The 17712-nt window shown below is 69.9% G+C and carries 15 protein-coding genes and 1 pseudogene; 10 read left to right on the forward strand and 6 right to left on the reverse strand.

Annotation, left to right across the window (positions count from 1 at the left end):
- Window positions 1-50: 50 nt before the first annotated feature.
- A pseudogene (locus AX744_RS10405) lies at window positions 51-311 on the reverse strand (helix-turn-helix domain-containing protein); the annotation flags it as partial.
- Window positions 312-459: 148 nt separating this feature from the next.
- Between AX744_RS10405 and hutH the strand changes: the two are divergent.
- From hutH to hutI, 3 genes are read left to right on the forward strand one after another with little or no spacing between them, the layout of a single operon-like run.
- Entirely contained in the window at window positions 460-2001 is a 1542-nt protein-coding gene (gene hutH, locus AX744_RS10410; protein ID WP_061016745.1) for a histidine ammonia-lyase, read from the forward strand.
- Entirely contained in the window at window positions 1994-3673 is a 1680-nt protein-coding gene (hutU, locus tag AX744_RS10415; RefSeq protein WP_061016747.1) for a urocanate hydratase, read from the forward strand. Before hutH ends, hutU begins: the two co-directional genes overlap by 8 nt.
- A 12-nt stretch (window positions 3674-3685) precedes the next feature.
- Window positions 3686-4849: an imidazolonepropionase gene (gene hutI, locus AX744_RS10420; RefSeq protein ID WP_061016749.1), complete on the forward strand. Its 1164-nt coding sequence runs from the start codon at window positions 3686-3688 to the stop codon at window positions 4847-4849.
- 43 nt (window positions 4850-4892) lie between these two features.
- On the opposite strand, the gene AX744_RS10425 is transcribed toward hutI, so the two are convergent.
- From AX744_RS10425 to AX744_RS10440, 4 genes are read right to left on the reverse strand one after another with little or no spacing between them, the layout of a single operon-like run.
- Window positions 4893-6758, reverse strand: a complete 1866-nt coding sequence (locus tag AX744_RS10425; protein ID WP_061016751.1) for a glycogen debranching N-terminal domain-containing protein — start codon at window positions 6756-6758, stop codon at window positions 4893-4895.
- The gene (locus AX744_RS10430; protein WP_113680247.1) at window positions 6755-7597 is read right to left on the reverse strand and encodes a carbohydrate ABC transporter permease; all 843 of its coding nucleotides are present in this window, start codon (window positions 7595-7597) and stop codon (window positions 6755-6757) included. The genes AX744_RS10425 and AX744_RS10430 overlap by 4 nt, the downstream gene beginning before the upstream one ends.
- Complete coding sequence (locus tag AX744_RS10435; RefSeq protein WP_061016753.1) at window positions 7594-8688, reverse strand: carbohydrate ABC transporter permease; 1095 nt, start codon at window positions 8686-8688, stop codon at window positions 7594-7596. Before AX744_RS10435 ends, AX744_RS10430 begins: the two co-directional genes overlap by 4 nt.
- Before the next feature lie 2 nt (window positions 8689-8690).
- Complete coding sequence (locus tag AX744_RS10440; RefSeq protein ID WP_046746961.1) at window positions 8691-9941, reverse strand: sugar ABC transporter substrate-binding protein; 1251 nt, start codon at window positions 9939-9941, stop codon at window positions 8691-8693.
- A 166-nt stretch (window positions 9942-10107) separates the two neighbouring features.
- Here AX744_RS10440 and AX744_RS10445 point away from each other — a divergent pair, with 166 nt between their 5' ends.
- Window positions 10108-11112, forward strand: coding sequence for a LacI family DNA-binding transcriptional regulator (locus tag AX744_RS10445; RefSeq protein ID WP_058632767.1), 1005 nt, complete (start codon window positions 10108-10110; stop codon window positions 11110-11112).
- A gap of 15 nt (window positions 11113-11127) precedes the next feature.
- Here AX744_RS10445 and AX744_RS10450 read toward each other — a convergent pair whose 3' ends face one another.
- A complete protein-coding gene (locus tag AX744_RS10450) occupies window positions 11128-12363 on the reverse strand; it encodes an MFS transporter (RefSeq protein ID WP_061016755.1) in 1236 nt (411 codons plus the stop codon).
- Window positions 12364-12445: 82 nt separating this feature from the next.
- Between AX744_RS10450 and AX744_RS10455 the strand changes: the two genes are divergently transcribed.
- From AX744_RS10455 to panB, 6 genes are all read left to right on the forward strand, one after another.
- Complete coding sequence (locus AX744_RS10455; RefSeq protein ID WP_045262331.1) at window positions 12446-12751, forward strand: ArsR/SmtB family transcription factor; 306 nt, start codon at window positions 12446-12448, stop codon at window positions 12749-12751.
- 59 nt (window positions 12752-12810) lie between these two features.
- Window positions 12811-13377 (forward strand): TetR/AcrR family transcriptional regulator, encoded by a 567-nt coding sequence (locus AX744_RS10460; protein ID WP_061016757.1) that lies wholly within the window; start codon window positions 12811-12813, stop codon window positions 13375-13377.
- A 108-nt stretch (window positions 13378-13485) separates the two neighbouring features.
- Window positions 13486-14910 (forward strand): DHA2 family efflux MFS transporter permease subunit, encoded by a 1425-nt coding sequence (locus AX744_RS10465; RefSeq protein WP_061016759.1) that lies wholly within the window; start codon window positions 13486-13488, stop codon window positions 14908-14910.
- Window positions 14911-15128: 218 nt separating this feature from the next.
- Entirely contained in the window at window positions 15129-15905 is a 777-nt protein-coding gene (locus tag AX744_RS10470) for a DUF2520 domain-containing protein (RefSeq protein WP_061016761.1), read from the forward strand.
- Window positions 15902-16786 (forward strand): pantoate--beta-alanine ligase, encoded by an 885-nt coding sequence (gene panC / locus AX744_RS10475; RefSeq protein WP_061016763.1) that lies wholly within the window; start codon window positions 15902-15904, stop codon window positions 16784-16786. The genes AX744_RS10470 and panC overlap by 4 nt, the downstream gene beginning before the upstream one ends.
- The gene (panB, locus tag AX744_RS10480; RefSeq protein ID WP_061016765.1) at window positions 16783-17652 is read left to right on the forward strand and encodes a 3-methyl-2-oxobutanoate hydroxymethyltransferase; all 870 of its coding nucleotides are present in this window, start codon (window positions 16783-16785) and stop codon (window positions 17650-17652) included. The genes panC and panB overlap by 4 nt, the downstream gene beginning before the upstream one ends.
- Window positions 17653-17712: the final 60 nt, after the last annotated feature.

Consider the following 17712-nt stretch of genomic DNA (forward strand, 5'->3'; position numbering starts at 1 on the left):
CCTATCCGCGAACCAGCCGGCGGTCCCGGGCTACACCCTCAACTGCGAAGAGCCACCAAAGGTCGGCCTCGTCGCGCCAGGGGCTGTTGCCGGGTGTACCCGCCGGCGAGCTCGAAAGCCGAAGTACCCAGCCCCCAGCGTCTCTCTTCGCGCAGGTGCAGCACGAAGCCGTGAGCGGCCAAGGTGGTCAGCAGGTGATAGACCGTCGACCGCGGCAGCTCGAGCTCGCGCGCGATCGCCGACGCCGCCACGGGGGCCGGCCGTCCGGCGAGATAGCTCAGGATGCGGAGCGTGTTCTCCGCCGCAGGCACCTGCGCGGTCGGCGCGTCGGACACCGGGACGTCCGCCACCCGTGCCTGCGTCCCCGGTGCCTGAGCGCTCGTCGTTTTGTCTGGGATCACAGACACAGCATCGCACGAACGGGTGTCCCGATCGACACGTCGGGTGTGGAATCGAACCATGACCGAACTCGCCCCCGTGCTGGTCGGAGCGGCCCCGCTGTCGCCCGCCGATGTCGTCGCCGTCGTCCGTCATGATGCCCCCGTGCAGCTCGACGCCGAAGCCCTCGCCCGCGTCGCCGACACCCGCCGTGTGATCGACGGCCTCGCCGCCGACCCGAACCCGCACTACGGTCTCTCCACCGGATTCGGCGCCCTGGCGACCACCTTCATCGCCCCCGACCGTCGCCTGCAGCTGCAGGCCAGCCTGATCCGCTCGCACGCCGCGGGCACCGGCGCCGAGGTCGAGCGCGAGGTCGTCCGCGGACTCCAGCTGCTGCGCCTGCAGACCCTCGCCTCCGGACGCACCGGCGTGCGCCCGGTCGTGGTGGAGACCTACGCCGCCCTGCTCAACGAGGGCATCACCCCCGTCGTGCGCGAGTACGGGTCGCTCGGCTGCTCGGGCGACCTGGCCCCTCTCGCGCACATCGCCCTGGCCGCGATGGGCGAAGGCGACGTGCGTGACGCATCCGGCGCACTGGTCCCCGCAGCCGACGCCCTGGCTGCCGCGGGCATCGAGCCGCTCACCCTCGTCGAGAAGGAGGGGCTCGCGCTCATCAACGGCACCGACGGCATGCTGGGCATGCTGGTGCTCGCCCTGCACGACCTCGAGACGCTCCTGCTCACCGCCGACATCGCCGCGGCCATGTCGGTCGAGTCGCAGCTCGGCACCGACGCCGTGTTCGCCGCCGACCTGATGGCCCTCCGCGCACAGACGGGCCAGGCCGAGTCCGCGGCCAATCTCCGCGCCTTCCTCGGCGACTCCCCCATGGTCGCGAGCCACAAGAGCCCCGATGACGGCCGCGTGCAGGACGCCTACTCGCTGCGCTGCTCGCCCCAGGTGCACGGCGCCGCCCGCGACACCCTCGCCCACGCGACGCTGATCGCCGGACGCGAGCTCGCCAGCGTGATTGACAACCCCGTCATCACCTTCGACGGGCGCATCGAGTCGAACGGCAACTTCCACGGGGCTCCGGTCGCCGCTGTGCTCGACTTCCTCGCGATCTCGGTCGCCGACGTCGCCTCGGTCTCCGAGCGTCGCACCGACCGCGCACTCGACCCGGCCCGCAGCCACGGACTCCCGCCGTTCCTCGCGGACGAGGTCGGCGTCGACTCCGGCCTCATGATCGCGCAGTACGCGGCAGCCGGAATCGTCTCCGAGCTCAAGCGTCTCGCCGTCCCCGCCTCGGTCGACTCGATCCCGTCGTCCGCCATGCAGGAGGACCACGTGTCGATGGGATGGGCCGCCGCCCGCAAGCTGCGCCGCGCGATCGACGGCCTCGGACGCGTGCTCGCCATCGAGATCCTCACCGGCGCCCGCGCCCTCGATCTGCGCGCGCCGTTGCAGGCGGGGCCCGCGACCGGAGCCGTTCGTGACCTGGTCCGCACCGTCGCCGCAGGTCCTGGACCCGACCGCTTCCTGTCCCCGGACATGGAAGCCGTCACCGCCCTCGTCCAGTCGGGCGACGTCGCCCGCATCGCAAAGGAGCACACTCATGGCTGAGAACGTCTCATCAGAAAGCACCGCTTCCGGATCGCGAGTCGTCCGCGCTGCCCGTGGCAACCAGCGCACCGCGAAGAGCTGGGGCGCCGAAGCCGCCAAGCGCATGCTCATGAACAACCTCGACCCCGAGGTCGCCGAGCACCCGGAAGACCTGGTCGTCTACGGCGGCACGGGCAAGGCCGCCCGCAGCTGGGAGGCCTACGACGCGATCGTGCGCACCCTCGACGAGCTCGAACCGGACGAGACCCTGCTCGTGCAGTCGGGCAAGCCGGTCGGCGTGTTCCGCACACACGAGTGGGCCCCGCGCGTGCTCATCGCCAACTCGAACCTGGTCGGCGACTGGGCGACGTGGCCCGAGTTCCGCAAGCTCGAAGAGCTGGGACTCATCATGTACGGGCAGATGACCGCCGGCTCGTGGATCTACATCGGCACGCAGGGCATCCTGCAGGGCACGTACGAGACCTTCGCCGCCGTGGCCCGCTCGCTCGGCCGCGACTCGCTGCGCGGCACCCTGACCCTCACCGGCGGCGCCGGGGGAATGGGCGGCGCTCAGCCGCTCGCGGTGACCCTGAACGACGGGGCGGTTCTGATCGTCGACGTCGACGAGTCGCGCCTCGCCCGCCGCGTGGAACACGGCTACCTCGACGAGTACACGACCGATCTCGACGCGGCCGTCGCCCGCGTGGTCGCCGCCAAGGACGCCGGAGAGGCCCTCTCGGTCGGTGTCGTCGGCAACGCGGCCGAGGCGTTCCCCGAGCTGCTGCGCCGCGGGGTGCCGATCGACATCGTGACCGACCAGACCAGCGCCCACGACCCGCTCGCCTACCTCCCGCTCGGCACCTCGGTGGCGGACTGGAAGGCCGAGGCCGAGCGCGACCCGGAGGACTTCACCCGCCGCTCCCGCGCATCGATGGCAGCGCACGTGGAGGCGATGGTCGCGTTCCAGGACGCGGGCGCCGCGGTGTTCGACTACGGCAACTCGATCCGCGCCGAAGCGCAGCTGGGCGGGTTCGACCGGGCATTCGAGTTCCCTGGATTCGTGCCGGCCTACATCCGCCCGCAGTTCGAGGAGGGACGAGGGCCGTTCCGCTGGGCTGCGCTCTCGGGTGACCCGGAAGACATCTACAAGACCGACCGGGCGATCGCCGAACTCTTCCCCGAAGACGCCGCCCTGCACCGCTGGCTCGAGAAAGCCGGGGAGAAGGTGCACTTCGAAGGGCTTCCCGCCCGCATCTGCTGGCTCGGCTACAAGGAGCGCCACCTCGCCGGACTCAAGTTCAACGAGATGGTCGCCTCGGGCGAGCTCTCGGCTCCTATCGTGATCGGTCGCGATCACCTCGACTCCGGCTCGGTCGCCTCGCCCTACCGCGAGACCGAGGCGATGAAGGACGGCTCCGACGCCATCGCCGACTGGCCCCTGCTGAACGCCCTGCTCAACACGGCGTCCGGTGCCTCCTGGGTGTCGCTGCACCACGGCGGCGGCGTCGGCATCGGCCGCTCGATCCACGCTGGTCAGGTGACGGTGGCCGACGGTTCTGACCTCGCCGCCCAGAAGCTGGAGCGCGTGCTGACGAACGACCCCGGCACCGGTGTGATGCGCCACGTCGACGCCGGCTACGAGCACGCGCGCGACGTCGCCCGCGAGCGCGGCCTGAACGTGCCGATGCTCTGAGAGGGTGGGGACATGTCGACGCTCATCACGAACATCGCGGAACTGACGACGAACGTCGCGACGGCTGATGACCGCACCGGGACGCTGGCCGACGCAGCGGTGCTGATCGAGGGCGAGCGGATCGCCTGGGTGGGTGCCGCGGCAGAGGCACCGGAAGCCGACGAGGTCGTGGACGCCGCCGGGCGCGCGATGATTCCCGGATTCGTCGACAGCCACAGTCACCTCGTCTTCGGGGGCGACCGCGCCGCCGAGTTCGAGGCGCGCATGGCGGGGCAGAAGTACGCGGCCGGCGGCATCCGCTCGACCGTCGCGGCCACCCGCGCCGCGAGCGACGACGAGCTGCGCGCGCGACTGCGCGGCTTCCTCGACGAGATGCTCGCGCAAGGCACGACGACCGTCGAGATCAAGAGCGGCTACGGCCTGAGCGTCGCCGACGAGGAGCGCCTGGTGCGCCTGGCGGCAGAGGTGACGCCCGAGGTGACCTTCCTCGGCGCACACGTCGTGCCCGCCGAGTACGCCGACCGCTCGGACGAGTACGTCGACCTGGTGACCGGGCCCATGCTCGAAGCATGCGCCCCGCACGCCACCTGGATCGACGTGTTCTGCGAGACGGGCGCCTTCACGGTCGCGCAGTCGCGACGGGTGCTGGAAGCCGGCATCGCGCGCGGACTCGCCCCCCGCGTGCATGCGAGCCAGCTCGGTCCAGGAGAGGGCGTGCGTCTGGCCGTCGAGCTCGGTGCGGCCTCGATCGACCACGGCACCTATCTGACGGACGCCGACATCGACGCGCTCGCCGGCTCCGACACCGTGCTCACCCTGCTGCCGGGGGTGGAGTTCTCGACGCGGCAGCCGTATCCGAACGCCCGACGCCTGATCGACGCCGGAGTGACCGTGGCGCTGGCCTGCGACACCAACCCGGGGTCGAGCTTCACCTCGTCGATGCCGTTCTGCATCGCCGTGGCCGTGCGCGACATGGGGATGACCCCGGCCGAGGCCGTGTGGGCCGCGACGGCGGGCGGGGCGAAGGCACTGCGCCGCGAAGACGTCGGCGTGATCGCGCCCGGGGCCAGAGCCGACCTCGTGCTGCTGAAGGCGCCGACCCGCATCCACCTCGCCTATCGGCCGGGCGTTCCGCTCGTCGACACCGTCTGGAAGGACGGACGAGCGATCGGCTGAGGCCCGAAGGTGCTCGCCCGATCGCGCGTCCGATCCGTCCGGGTCAGCCCAGGGCCTGCGTCACGACGACGGCTGCGGCCGCCGACCACGCTTGCGGGCGGCACGCGGCGGGATAGGGAAGGGGCGCGCCCCCGGGCACGCGCGCATCACCTGCGTGCAACTCGGGCACGCGGTAGTCGAACCCCTCCGCCAGGTCGAGCAACTGCGCGGCGACCACGCGTGCTTCGGCATCGAGCCCGGCGCGGATCATGCCGTGCACGGCGATCGCGGTGTCGTGCGCCCACACGCTGCCACCGTGATAGCTGAGCGGCCAGTATCCGGCAGCGTCGGTCGACATGGTGCGGATGCCGTAGCCGCTCGACATGCTCGGCGCGGTCAGCAGCGCGGCGCAGGCCCGCTCCTCCTCGGGGTCGAGGATGCCGGTGCCGATCAGGTGTCCGATGTTGCTGGTGAGGGTGTCGACCGGGGCGCCGTGCGCGTCGAGGGCGATCGCGGGGTAGCGGCCCTCTGGCGTGGTGATCCAGTACGCAGCGCGGAAGCGTTCGCGCAGGTCGGCAGCCCACGCCCGCAGCTCAGCGCCGCCGGGTTCGCCGAACGTGTCGAGCAGATCCGCACCGCGCACAGCAGCCTCGTACGCATAGCCCTGCACCTCGCTGAGCGCGATGGGGCCCTCGGCCAAGCGCCCGTCGCGCCACTGGATCGAGTCGCCGGAGTCCTTCCAGCCCTGGTTCGCGAGTCCGTGGCCCGACTCGTCCGCGTAGTCGATGAAGCCGCTGCCCGAGGCGTCGCCGTGCACCGTCATCCAGGTCAACGCGGCGCGAAGTGCCGGGAGCAGTGCCCGCACCTCTCGCTCGGGCATGCCCTCGGCGTGGGCGTCGGCGAGCAGACAGATCCAGAGCGGGGTCGCATCCACCGTGCCGTAGTAGAGCGGCGGCAGGTGCACGCCCTCGTTCGGCAACGACAGGGCGCCGCTGCGCAGCTCATGCGCGACCTTGCCCGGAGCCTCGGCCGTCGAGGCGTCGTGCCCGGTGCCCTGGAGCCGGGCCAGCACCCGCAGCGTCGAGGCCGCCATGTCGGGGTCGACCGCGAGGGCGAGGCGGGCTGCCCAGAGCGAGTCCCGACCGAAGAGAGTGAAGAACCAGGGGGCTCCTGCGGCGTAGAACGCGTCGTCCGGATGGTCGGGCAGCGCGAGGCGGAGCGCAGAGAGGTCGGCGGTCGCCTGCGCCATCCAGCGGGCAGCGCGCGAATCCGCGGGGACGGCGGGCTGCGGAGCCCGCGACGGACGGGCAGCGGTGACGACGAGCGTCGGGTCGTCGAGGTCGACCGCCCAGCCGAGGGCGACGGATCCGCGTGGCGGCACCACCGCATCCCACCGCAGCACCAGGGCCTCCCCGTCCTGCGTCACCGCGGCTTCGGGAGCGGTGAGCGTGAACGACGCCTCGCCTGCACGGCAGATGGATCCGTCCCAGCTCCACGTCGCCTCGGTACCCAGCCCCGCCTTGACCTCCTGCATCGGCGCGAAGTCCGGGAGCACCCGCACTGTCACCGCTGTGGCGACCGGTGCGTCGAGGTGGGAGGTGATCGTGATCCGCTCCGAGAACGCACCGGCGGCGACCCGGCGATCGCGGTCCATCCGCACCTTCGGGTCGGCCGATTCGTCGTCGAGCCCGCGCAGCAGGTCGGTCAGCACCGTCTGCTGCGGCACCGCCGACACGCACCCGATGGACTCGAGCGCGGTGCCGTCGACGGTGATCTCGATGCTCCGGATGTGCCGGACGTCGCCGTGGTAGATCCCGTGGATCGGTGCGGTACCCATGCGGCCGATGTCGTCTGACCAGGCCTGGGTAGGCGCCTCGAGCATGATCACGGCGTCGTCCAGCAGCGGCTGGAGGGGCGGGGTGGGGGTCATTCCTTGACGGCTCCTTCTGTGGAGTTCATGATGCGGCGCTGGAAGACGAAGAACATCACGGCGACGGGGATCGTCATGATGAGCGCGGCCGCCAGCTTGAGCGGATACTGGGTGCCCTGGCTGAGTCCACCGCTGGCGAGGGACGCGACGCCCTTGGTCAGGGTGGTCAGGGCAGGGTCGTTGGTCGACACGATGAAGTGGCTGAGCTCGTTCCAGGAACCCTGGAACGACAGGATCACGATCGTCACGAGCGCGGGCGTCGCCATCGGCAGCACCACCGACCAGAACAGTCGGAACGTGCCGGCGCCGTCGATGCGCGCCTGCTCCTCGACCGACTCGGGGATGGACTCGAAGAAGTTCTTCATGATGAACACCCCTGCCGCATCGACGAGCAGCGGCAGGATCATCCCGGCGTAGGAGTTGAAGATGCCGAGCTGGTTGATCACGAGGAACTTGGGGATGAGCAGCACCACGGTGGGAACCGACATCACCGCCACGAGTGCCGCGAAGACGACACCGCGTCCACGGAAGCGCAGTCGGGCGAGTGCGTACCCGGCGAGCGAGTTGAAGAACACCCGGCCCGCGGTGACGAAGATCGTCACGATCGCGCTGTTCACGAACCACGACGGGAAGTCGGAGTTGCGGAACAGGCGCTCGTACGCGGCGAACGTCCAGACGTCGGGGATCAGCGTGATCCCGCTGGACGCGGCATCCTCATCGGTCTTGAAGCTCGTCGCGACCTGGATCAGGAACGGGTAGATGTAGATGATCGCGAGGATGATCAACAGCGCGTAGAGGGCGATCTGCCAGGTCAGCTGCTTCGACGAGAGCCGTCTCATGACGATGCTCCCTTCGACGACTGGTACGCGCGGATGCGACGCTTCGACACCGGCCGGTCGCGCAGCACCCAGCGCTGCAGGAGCGTGAAGATCACGATGATGACGAACAGGATGAACGCGATCGCCGCACCCTGCCCCCACTCCTGGTTCTGGAACGCGGTCTGGTACGAGAGGTAGGCGGGGGTGAGCGTCGTCTTGCTCGGCGCACCCCGCGTGCCCGTGTAGATCTGGTCGAACACCTGCCAGCAGCCGATGAGGCCGAGGGTCAGCACGGTGAACAGGGTCGGGCGCAGCTGCGGGAGCGTGATGCGCCAGAAGCGCTGCCAGCCGTTCGCGCCGTCCATCATGGCCGCTTCATCGACGTCGGCGCCGAGGTTCTGCAGACCGGCGAGGAAGATGAGCATGAACGTGCCGGAGGTCGTGAAGATGGCCATCAGGATGTACGCGCTCATCGCGACGGACGGACCGGCGAGCCACTCCCACCACGACACTCCGAGTGTGCCGCCCTGGGTGAGCGCCGCGGGACCGGCATCGATGCCGACCGTGCCGAGTGCCAGATGCAGGATGCCGCGCGGATCGTTGAACCAGTTGGGCCCGTTGATGCCGAACCAGGAGAGCACGTCGTTGACGGCGCCGCTGGAGGTGAAGAGGAACATCCACAGCACCGTGATCGCGACGGTGCTGGTCACGGAGGGGAAGTAGTAGGCGGTGCGGAAGAAGCCGCGGCCGCGGAGCATGGCGCGGTTGACGAGGATCGCGAGGAACAGGGCGAGCGCGGTCTGCAGCGGGACCACGAGCAGCACGTACCAGGCGTTGTTGCGCAGTGCGGTGCCGAAGTCCTTGGTCGCGAGACCGCCGTCGGTGAGGACGGCCGAGAAGTTGTCGGCGCCGACGAACGAGACCGATCCGGAGAGGGGGCTGCCGCGGCCGCCCCAGTCGGAGACGCTCACCCACAGCGCCATGAGCACCGGGATGAGGAGGAAGACACCGAGGATCACGATCACCGGCGCCGTGAACAGCCATCCGGCTGCCGCCTCGCCGCGGCGGAGCCCGGAGGCCCCACCGCGGCGAGACGCTGCCTTGACCGCCATGGTTACTCGACGACCGCTTCGAGGTTCGACTGCACGGAGTCGAGGATCGTCTTCGGGTCGGCTGTCTTCAGCGACTCGAGCTGCGAGTTGAAGTCGGCGATCACGTCGGCGGTGCCGGCCTGGTTCGGGGGGAACTGGGCATAATCCGCACCGGCGAGGAACGGGGCGAGCTCGGGGTTCGCGGCGGTCCACTCGTCGGCGGCCGACTTGATCGACGGCATCGGGCCGAACGCCTTCGAGAACGCCAGCTGGCTGTCGGCGCTCGTCAGGTACTCGACCAGTTCGAGGGCGGCCTGCTGGTTCGGGCTGTCGGCAGCCATGCCCCAGCAGTTCGTGAACTGCAGCGTGCCCTTGCCGCCCGCGCCCTCGGGGAGCTCGGCGACCGTGTACTCGAGGCTGCTGTAGTCGTTCGACAGCGCTCCGGTGATCCAGTTGCCCTCGATGACCATCGCGGCGGACTGCTTGCCCAGGGCCTCGCCGCCCCAGCCGGCCCCGACGTCCTTGGCGTAGGCGAAGGTGCCGTCGACCAGGTGCGACTTCACGTAGTCGAGGGCCTCGACGTTGGCGGCGTCGTCGGCGATGACCGTGCCGTCGTCGACGAGACCGCCACCGGCCTGGGCCATGAAGACGCCGACGCGCTGGTACTCGGCGCCGAAGGCCAGGCCCACGTGATCGGCGGTCGTGAGCTTCTGCGCCACGGCGGAGAGGTCGTCCCAGGTCTTCGGGAGGTCGGCGTCGGTGAGGCCGGCGTCGGTCCACATCTGCGTGTTGATGATGAGTGAGAGCGTCGAGAAGTCCTTGGGCGCGCAGTAGAACGTGCCGTCGACCGTGAAGTTCTCGACGAGCGACGGGTAGAAGTCGTCCTTGTTGGAGAGCTGGTCGCCGTAGGCCTTGAGCGATCCGTTGGCGGCGTAGCCGGAGGCCTGGTCGGTGGAGAGGTAGAACAGGTCGGCGGGGTCGCCGGCGGCGAAGCCCTGCGACAGCTCCTGGTCGAGGTTGCTCGCGGTCTGCAGCTTCACCTTCGTACCGGACTCGGCCGACCACGCGTCGACAGCCGACTGCACGGCCGCGGTCTCGGCGTCGCCGGAGGAGCCGATCAGCACCGTGAGCGCGTCGTCGGAGGAGGTGAGCCCCTCGCCGTCGGCCTTGGTGTCGTCTCCGGCGAAACCGGAGCCGCAGCCGGTGAGCACGAGCGCGCTCGTGAGCAGCACCGCCCCGGTGCCGAGGACTGCGCGAGTGGTGTGCCGTGTCATGGTCTCTCTCCTTTGATGAGTCACTGCGGGTTCGATGAATCTCTGGCGACGGTCTCGGGAGGACCGTGCGGGATCGACGCAGAAATTTGAACGATCAAACTCTGCGTGGAATAGGCTAAGCGGGAGTCGCGGGAAGTGTCAACCCGGACACGGATGAGGAGGTGCGATGGCGAAGGCGCCGACCGTCGAAGACGTCGCCGAGCGCGCTGGCGTCTCGCGGCAGACCGTCTCGAACGTGCTCAACACCCCGGACATCGTCCGCCCGGCGACCAGGGAGCGCGTCCTCACGGCGATCCACGACCTCGGCTATCGCCGCCATGCGGCCGCCCGACGACTGCGGCTGCGACGCAGTTCGACCATCGGGATCCGTCTCGATCCGTATCTCGGCGGCATCTCGGGTGTCGTGCTCGACCGTTTCGTGCACGCCGTCACCGAGCGGGCGAGCGAGCGCGGCATGCGCATGCTCGTCTACGCCGCACGTACGCGGGAAGAGGAGATCCAGCGGCTGTCGGAGCTGTGGGAGGGGTCGGAAATCGACGCCGCGATCATCACCGGCACCTCGCGCGACGATCCGCGCGTGCGCAGCCTCGACCAGGACGGACTGCCCTTCATCTCGTTCGGCCGACCGTGGGGTGAAGACGATATCGCCGATCCGCGCCACCTCTGGGTCGACGTCGACGGCGCCGCGGGAACACGGGCGGCGACCGAGCACGCACTGACTCACGGTCGACGGGTGGCGTTCCTCGGATGGCCGACGGGCTCGGGAACCGGCGACGACCGTGAGCGCGGCTGGCGCGAGGCCATGACTGCGGCCGGAGCGCAGGGCGAACGGCTCACCGCGGAGGAGGGGGTTCCCCTCGGGCGTGCCTGTGTCGACGCGGCGCTCGCCGCGGGGCATGTGCCCGACGCTCTCGTCTGCGCCAGCGACTCACTCGCGGTCGGTGCGCTGCTGGCTGTCGCCGCTGCCGGACTCTCGCTTCCCGTGATCGGCTTCGACAACACGCCGACGGCCGAGGCTCTGGGCTTCTCGAGTGTCGAGCAACGGCCCGAGGATGTGGCGACGGCCGTCCTCGAACTCCTCATGGGCCCGACGGGGGAGATCGTCGCCCCGCGCACCCTTCAGGCCGGCTCTGCGCACGCGCTGATCACGCCCGAGCTCGTCGTGCGCTGACGCGCTCCTCCGCTTCTATGCCGTGCGGCGCATACGCAGCGTGAACGCGATACCTGCCAGTGCGATGACGACGATCCCGTAGCCCACGCACACCGCCTCCAAGCCGACGACTCCGACCAGCGCACCCGCGATGACGGCCGGTACGCCGAAGGCCAGATACGCCAGCAGGTAGATCACGGCGAAGGTGTCGGCGCGCTGGGTCGCCGGGATCCGCGGGGCCAGCGAGGCGACGACTCCCGAGAACGCGGTGCCGAACCCCATACCGGTCACGGCGGCCGCGACGAGGTAGAACGGCAGTGATCCGATGCCGAGGGCTATGAGCGACAGCAGGGTTCCGGTCGCCAGGGCCGCCGTGCCGAACAGCACCATCGACCGTGCAGCGAGCTTCCGGAGAGTGAACGCGGTCAGGGCTCCGACGCCGGCGAGCAGCACCACACCGAGCCCCTGCCAGACATGCGCCTCGCCGCCGAGCTCGCCTCGGACGATGTTGGCTCCGAGCGACAGGAACAGTCCACCCGTGGCCCACCCCGCGATGACCGCCGGAGCGCCCCGCCAGAAGTCGGCCCTGATCGCGGTCGGGATCGACAGCCGGAAGCTCAGTGACGCCCAGACGCCCGGCTTGCGCGGTGCGGTCTCCGGAACGAGGAAGAACAGCGCCGCGAGCACGATGTACGCCGTGCTCAGCGGCGCGAAGACATCGAGCAGGGCCTCACCGCTGACGTCGAGCATCACTCCGGAAGCGAGGGCTCCGAGTGCGAGACCGATTCCCGGGCTGAGTGCATTCCACAGCGCGGCGGTACCCGCGCGGCCGCCCGGCGCGAAGTCGAGCACCGTGGCCGAGAGGGCCGAGATGAGCAGGCCGCTCGCGATGCCCTGCAGGATGCGCGCGAGGAACAGCGTCGCCACGGCATCCGCATGCCAGAACAGGAACATGCTTCCGGCGAGCAGTAAGAACCCCGCGATCACGACGGGTCGGCGTCCGACATGGTCCGACAGGGAACCGGCGGTGAGGAGCGTGAGCAGCAGCGCCACCGCGTAGACCGCGAACACGGCACTGATCACGACGGGGGCGAAACCGATCTGCTGCGCCAGCACCGGATAGAACGGCGACGGCGCGCTCGCACCGACCATCATCAGGATCTGCGCGATGATCGCCAGCACGAACCCGAAGCGGGCGCGCGTCTGCGGGGTGGTCGTCGGCAGGGTGGTCGTCGATAGGGGGACGGCGACGATCGGCTCAGTGGTGGTCATGGCGTCTCCTCGTTCGGTTCGAGAATCATCGAACTATCGGAGCGTACGCGCGTTTCGCCAATTGTTCAACTATTATCGAACCATGCCTGGCGACCTTCCTCACCCGGAGCGCTCCGAGATCCAGCTCACCGACGTGCTCTTCGCGCTCAGCGACCCCGAGCGTCTCGCCATCACGCGACAGCTCGCGGACGGCCCTCTCGACATGGCCGCCTGTCATGCCACCGACCCCAACCTCCCGAAGTCGACCAAGTCGCACTTCATGAAGGTGCTGCGCGAAGCGGGTGTCATCCGCAACGAGCCGAACGGGCGCCGGCGGATGCTCACGCTGCGGCGTGACGACCTCGACGCCCTGTTCCCTGGGCTGCTGGACTCGGTGCTGCGCGACTGACTCTGCCTCGGACCGGAGGGCTCTTGCCGACTCGAGAGAGTGAGTGTACAGTCACTCATATGTCCACGACCCGCAGCTCGATCCTCTCCACGGCAGACGCCCGCAAGCCCGTCGTCGCCGCGGCGGCACTGGCGGCCTTCGCTCGAGGCGGGTATCACGGCACGACCGTCGCCGATGTCGCACGCGAGGCCAAGATCTCGCCGGCCTACGTCTTCAAGCTCTACTCGGGTAAGGAGGCGCTGTTCGTCGTCGCCCTGGAAGCCTGCTTCGATGCGATCCTCGTCGCCCTCGAAGAAGGCGCGGATGCCGCGGACGACACCTCGCCCGAGGGTCTGCTCGACGCGATGGGGGATGCCTACGCGCACCTGATCTCCGACCGGAAGCTGCTCATGCTGCAGGTGCATGCGCAGTCGGTGGCGGAGATCCCGGCCATCGGCGAGGCGCTTCGCGCAGGGCTGGAGCGCATCACCGTCTTCGCCCGACAGCGCTCTCGCGCCGAGGATGGCGCCGTGCAGCGGTTCATCGCCTACGGGCAGCTCTGCCACCTGATCGTCACCACGCAGCTCGACGGGCGCCCGGGGGATTGGGTCGCCCTGCTGACCAAGGGGATCACCCACCCCGACTGACGTCGGTCCCTAGAGAGGGCGCTTTCGCTTGCCGTCAAGAGTGAGTGAGCGGTCACTCATCCGCATCGCCGAACCGAATCAACCACCGAACAAGAACAGGAGCCTCCCATGACCTCTCCCACCGCCACCGCGACACGAGCCACCGCCGCGCCGCGCAGCTCCAGGCGTTGGCTCGCACTCAGCGTGCTCGCCCTCGCGCAGTTCCTCGTCGTGCTCGACGCCTCGATCGTGAACATCGCCCTCCCCGTGCTCGGTGCCCACCTCCGCATGAGCACGGCCGCCCTCGCCTGGGTGATCACCGCCTATGTGCTGGCCTTCGGCGGACTCCTCCTCCTCGGCGGACGTCTCGCCGACCGTTACGGACACCGCCGCGTGTTCCTGATCGGCACGGGCGGCTTCGTCGCGGCCTCCGCGCTCGCCGGCCTCTCCATGTCGAGCGAGATGCTCCTCGGCGCGAGGGCTCTCCAGGGTGCTTCGGCCGCGCTCCTCGCCCCCGCGGCGCTCGCGCTGCTCACCCATCTCTTCCCTGACGACAAGGAGCGCACGAAGGCCCTCGGCGTATGGGGAGCCGTCGCCGGGATCGGGTCGGCGGCCGGAGTCCTGCTCGGCGGTGTTCTCACGGCCACCCTCGGCTGGCAGTGGGTGTTCTTCGTCAACGTCCCTGTGGGCGCGCTCGTGCTGATCGCGATCCCGTTGCTCATCACCGGCGACGGCGCCCGCACCCCCGGGCGTCTGGATGCGGCCGGTGCCGTCGCCGTCACGTCGGCTCTGGTGGCTCTGGTCGGCGCCCTCAGTGCTGTCGAGCAGCTCGGATTCGTGAACCCGCTGCCGATGATCCTGTTCGCAGCGGCGCTCGCGCTGGGTGTCGCGTTCGTCCTGATCGAGCGGCGCGCTGCAGAGCCCCTGGTGCCGCTGGCGGTCTTCCGCAACCGCAACCTGGCGCTCGGGAACATCGTGATGCTGCTCGGCGGGGCGGCGATGGTGGCGCTCTTCTTCGCTCTCTCCGTCTACATGCAGGCCGTGCTCCACTACGACGCGCTCGCTGCCGGCCTGTCGCAGCTGCCGCTCGCGGGTGTCCTCGTGCTCGTCGCGGGTGGTGCACCCGCCCTCATCGCGCGCGTCGGCACCCGCCCGGTCCTGATCGGCTCTCTGCTCGTCCTGGCCGGAGGGCTCGCCTGGCTCGCAGCCGCGCCGTCCGATGCCACGTTCCTCGCGCAGCTGCTCGGGCCGACGATCCTGGTCGGAGTCGGTCTCGGCGGGGCTGTCGTGGCGACGACCCAGCTCGCGGTGGACGGCGTCGACGGCGGGGAATCGGGTCTCGCCGGGGGTCTGATCAACACGAGTCAGCAGATCGGTGGCGCGGTCGGACTCGCCGTTCTCGGGACCGTCGCCGGTCTGCGCACCGCGGCGCTGTCCGCGGAGGGAGCCTCCGAGGCGACTGCCCTCACCGGTGGATTCTCCTGGCTCTTCCTCGGCGCGGCGGCGCTCGCCGTCATCGGAGCGGGGATCGTCGTGGTCTGGCCGCGCGACTGAGCTCGGCGGGCGGGAGGCCCCTGGGGTGCGTCCTCGCACCTCAGGGGTTCGTCAATTCCGCCGGAGAGCGAATAGACACGCAAAAGTCGACAAGAGTAACCAGAATGTCATATGTATGTGGTTCTCACGTACGCACTCTGCTCTCTGATTTGGATCGTATGCGGTGCCGGGCGGATACTTCTGGCACCCGCGCCGCGTGACCCGGCCCGGCAATCGACATGCACACATCCGCCTCTCTCGCACCAGGGACGACCATCGCCATCGTCGGCGCCGGCCGTCTCGGAGGCGTACTCGCGCGGGCTCTGCGGGCAGCGGAGCTCGGCGTCGTCGGACCCCTCGGGCGGGACGAGCGGATTCCGGATGTGGATGTCGTCCTCCTCAGCGTTCCGGACGCGGCCATCGCCGAGGTTGCGGCCATCGCCCGGCCCCATGCGCGCTTCCTCGGACATGTATCCGGCGCGACGGCGCTCACCGATGTGGATTTCAGCCTCCATCCGCTGCAGACCTTCACCGGCGACGAGCCCGCCGAGGTGTTCCGCGGCATCGGTGCCGCGATCGCCGGTCGTACGCCCGCAGCTCGTGAGGTCGCGGAGCAGCTCGCCCTCGCTCTCGGTGCACGCCCGTTCGAGGTCGACGACGCACACCGTGCGAGCTATCACGCGGCCGCGTCGTCCGCCTCGAACTTCGTCCTCACCGTGCTCGACGCGGCGGAGGACCTGGCTTCGAATGCGGGGATTCCTCGCGACGTCGCCCGGTCGCTCCTGGCTCCGCTCGTACGTCAGACGGTCGAGAACTGGGCGAAGGACGGCGCTGCCGCTGTGCTGACCGGGCCCATCGCCCGCGGCGACGAGGAGACGGTCGCACGCCAGCGTGCTGTCGCCGAAGGGCTGGAGCTCGACGACCTGTTCGACGCGCTCGCCGCAGCCACGCGCGAGGTCGCTGCCCGACCCACCGCCACCGCATCCGCCACCGCACTCGAGGAGCCCCCGGCATGAGAATCCTCCGCACGATCCGCGAGGTCCGCGCCGCGATCCGAGAAGCCAGAGCCGCGGGTGGGACCATCGGCCTCGTGCCCACAATGGGTGCTTTCCACGATGGCCATCTCTCCCTCATGCGTGCCGCGCGCGAGGCGTCCGACCTCGTCGTCGTGTCGCTGTTCGTCAACCCGACCCAGTTCGGCGCCAACGAAGACCTCAGCGCGTATCCGCGCGACGAGGCCCGCGACGCCGGACTCGCGGAGGCCGCGGGCGTCGACATCCTCTTCGCTCCCACCGCGTCCGAGATCTACCCCGACGGGTTCGCGACGAACATCCACGTCGCCGGTCTCACCGACGTGCTCGATGACGCGATTCGTGGAGTGCACCACTTCGACGGCGTGGCCACGGTCGTCGCCAAGCTGTTCGGGATCGTCCGACCGGACGCCGCGTACTTCGGGCAGAAGGATGCGCAGCAGGTGCTCGTCGTCCGCCGGGTCGTGCGGGACCTCGACCTCGACGTGCGGATCGTCGCCTGTCCGATCGTGCGGGAAGCGGACGGCCTCGCCATGAGCTCCAGGAACGTCTACCTCGACGCGGAGGCCCGCGTGCAGGCCTCCGCTCTGAACCGGGCGCTCGATGCCGGGGCTGCGGTGTTCGAGGCGGGTGATCCGAACGCGGGGAGCATCCTCTCCACGGCGAGACGAGTGCTCGCCGATGCCGGGATCGACCCCGAGTATCTCGAGCTCCGAGATGCCGAGACGCTGCGCCCCCTCGCCCGCGTCGATCGTGACGCCCTGCTCGCGGTCGCCGCACACATCGGGGCGGCCCGCCTGATCGACAACCACGTCCTGCATGTCGCCGATGCCTCGGCGACAACCGATACGGAGGTCAGCGCATGAGCGCTCATGCCGCTCCCCGCACCCAGGTCACCCTCGCCGCCCTCGGAGCGAAGAAGGCGGCCGGTGAGCCCATCGTCATGGTCACCGCGTACGACCACCCGGGCGCACAGATCGTCGAGGCCGCCGGCGTCGACGTGGTGCTCGTCGGCGACTCGGCCGCGATGACCGTCCTGGGCTACGACAGCACGGTGCCGGTCACGCTCGACGAGATGCTGATGCTGACCAAGGCGGTGCGGCGGGGGCTCACAGTGCCTCTCCTCGTCGGTGACCTGCCCTTCGGCTCGTACGAGGCCTCGGACGAGCTCGCCATCGCGACCGCGCAGCGCTTCATCAAGGAAGCCGGCTGCGACCTCGTGAAGATCGAGCGCGGCGGGACGACGGTCCAGCGCGCCAGGGCGCTCGTGCAGGCGGGCGTCCCGGTCGTCGGGCACGTCGGGCTCACGCCGCAGACCGCCACCGCGCTCGGGGGCTACCGTGCGCAGGGGCGCTCCGCCGAGGCCGCACTGGCCGTGATCGAGGATGCGCTCGCGTTGCAGGATGCCGGGTGCTCGATGATCGTCGTCGAGGCGGTGCCGTCCGAGGTGACGGCTGCGCTCATGCCGCTGCTGGACGTCCCCGTGATCGGTATCGGAGCGGGTGGCGCGGCCGACGGACAGGTGCTCGTCTTCCACGATCTGCTCGGACTCTTCGACGGGTCGGCCGCCAGGTTCGTCAAGCGGTATGCCGAGCTGCGGACGGACGCCATCGCGGGGGTCGGGGCGTACGCATCGGAGGTGCGCAGCGGCGCTTACCCCGCGCCCGAGCACGGATACGCGATGGCGCAGGGGGAGGCCGCACGTCTCGAGGAGCTGCTCGCGCGCCGGTAGTTCGCGCCCCGCCGACGGCTCGTGTTCGCAACTCTTCTGCACCGAAGACGGCTTCATCGA

Origin of the sequence: Microbacterium sp. CCH5-D1 (genome assembly GCF_001557335.1) — a bacterium.
Taxonomy (GTDB): Bacteria; Actinomycetota; Actinomycetes; order Actinomycetales; family Microbacteriaceae; genus Microbacterium; species Microbacterium oxydans.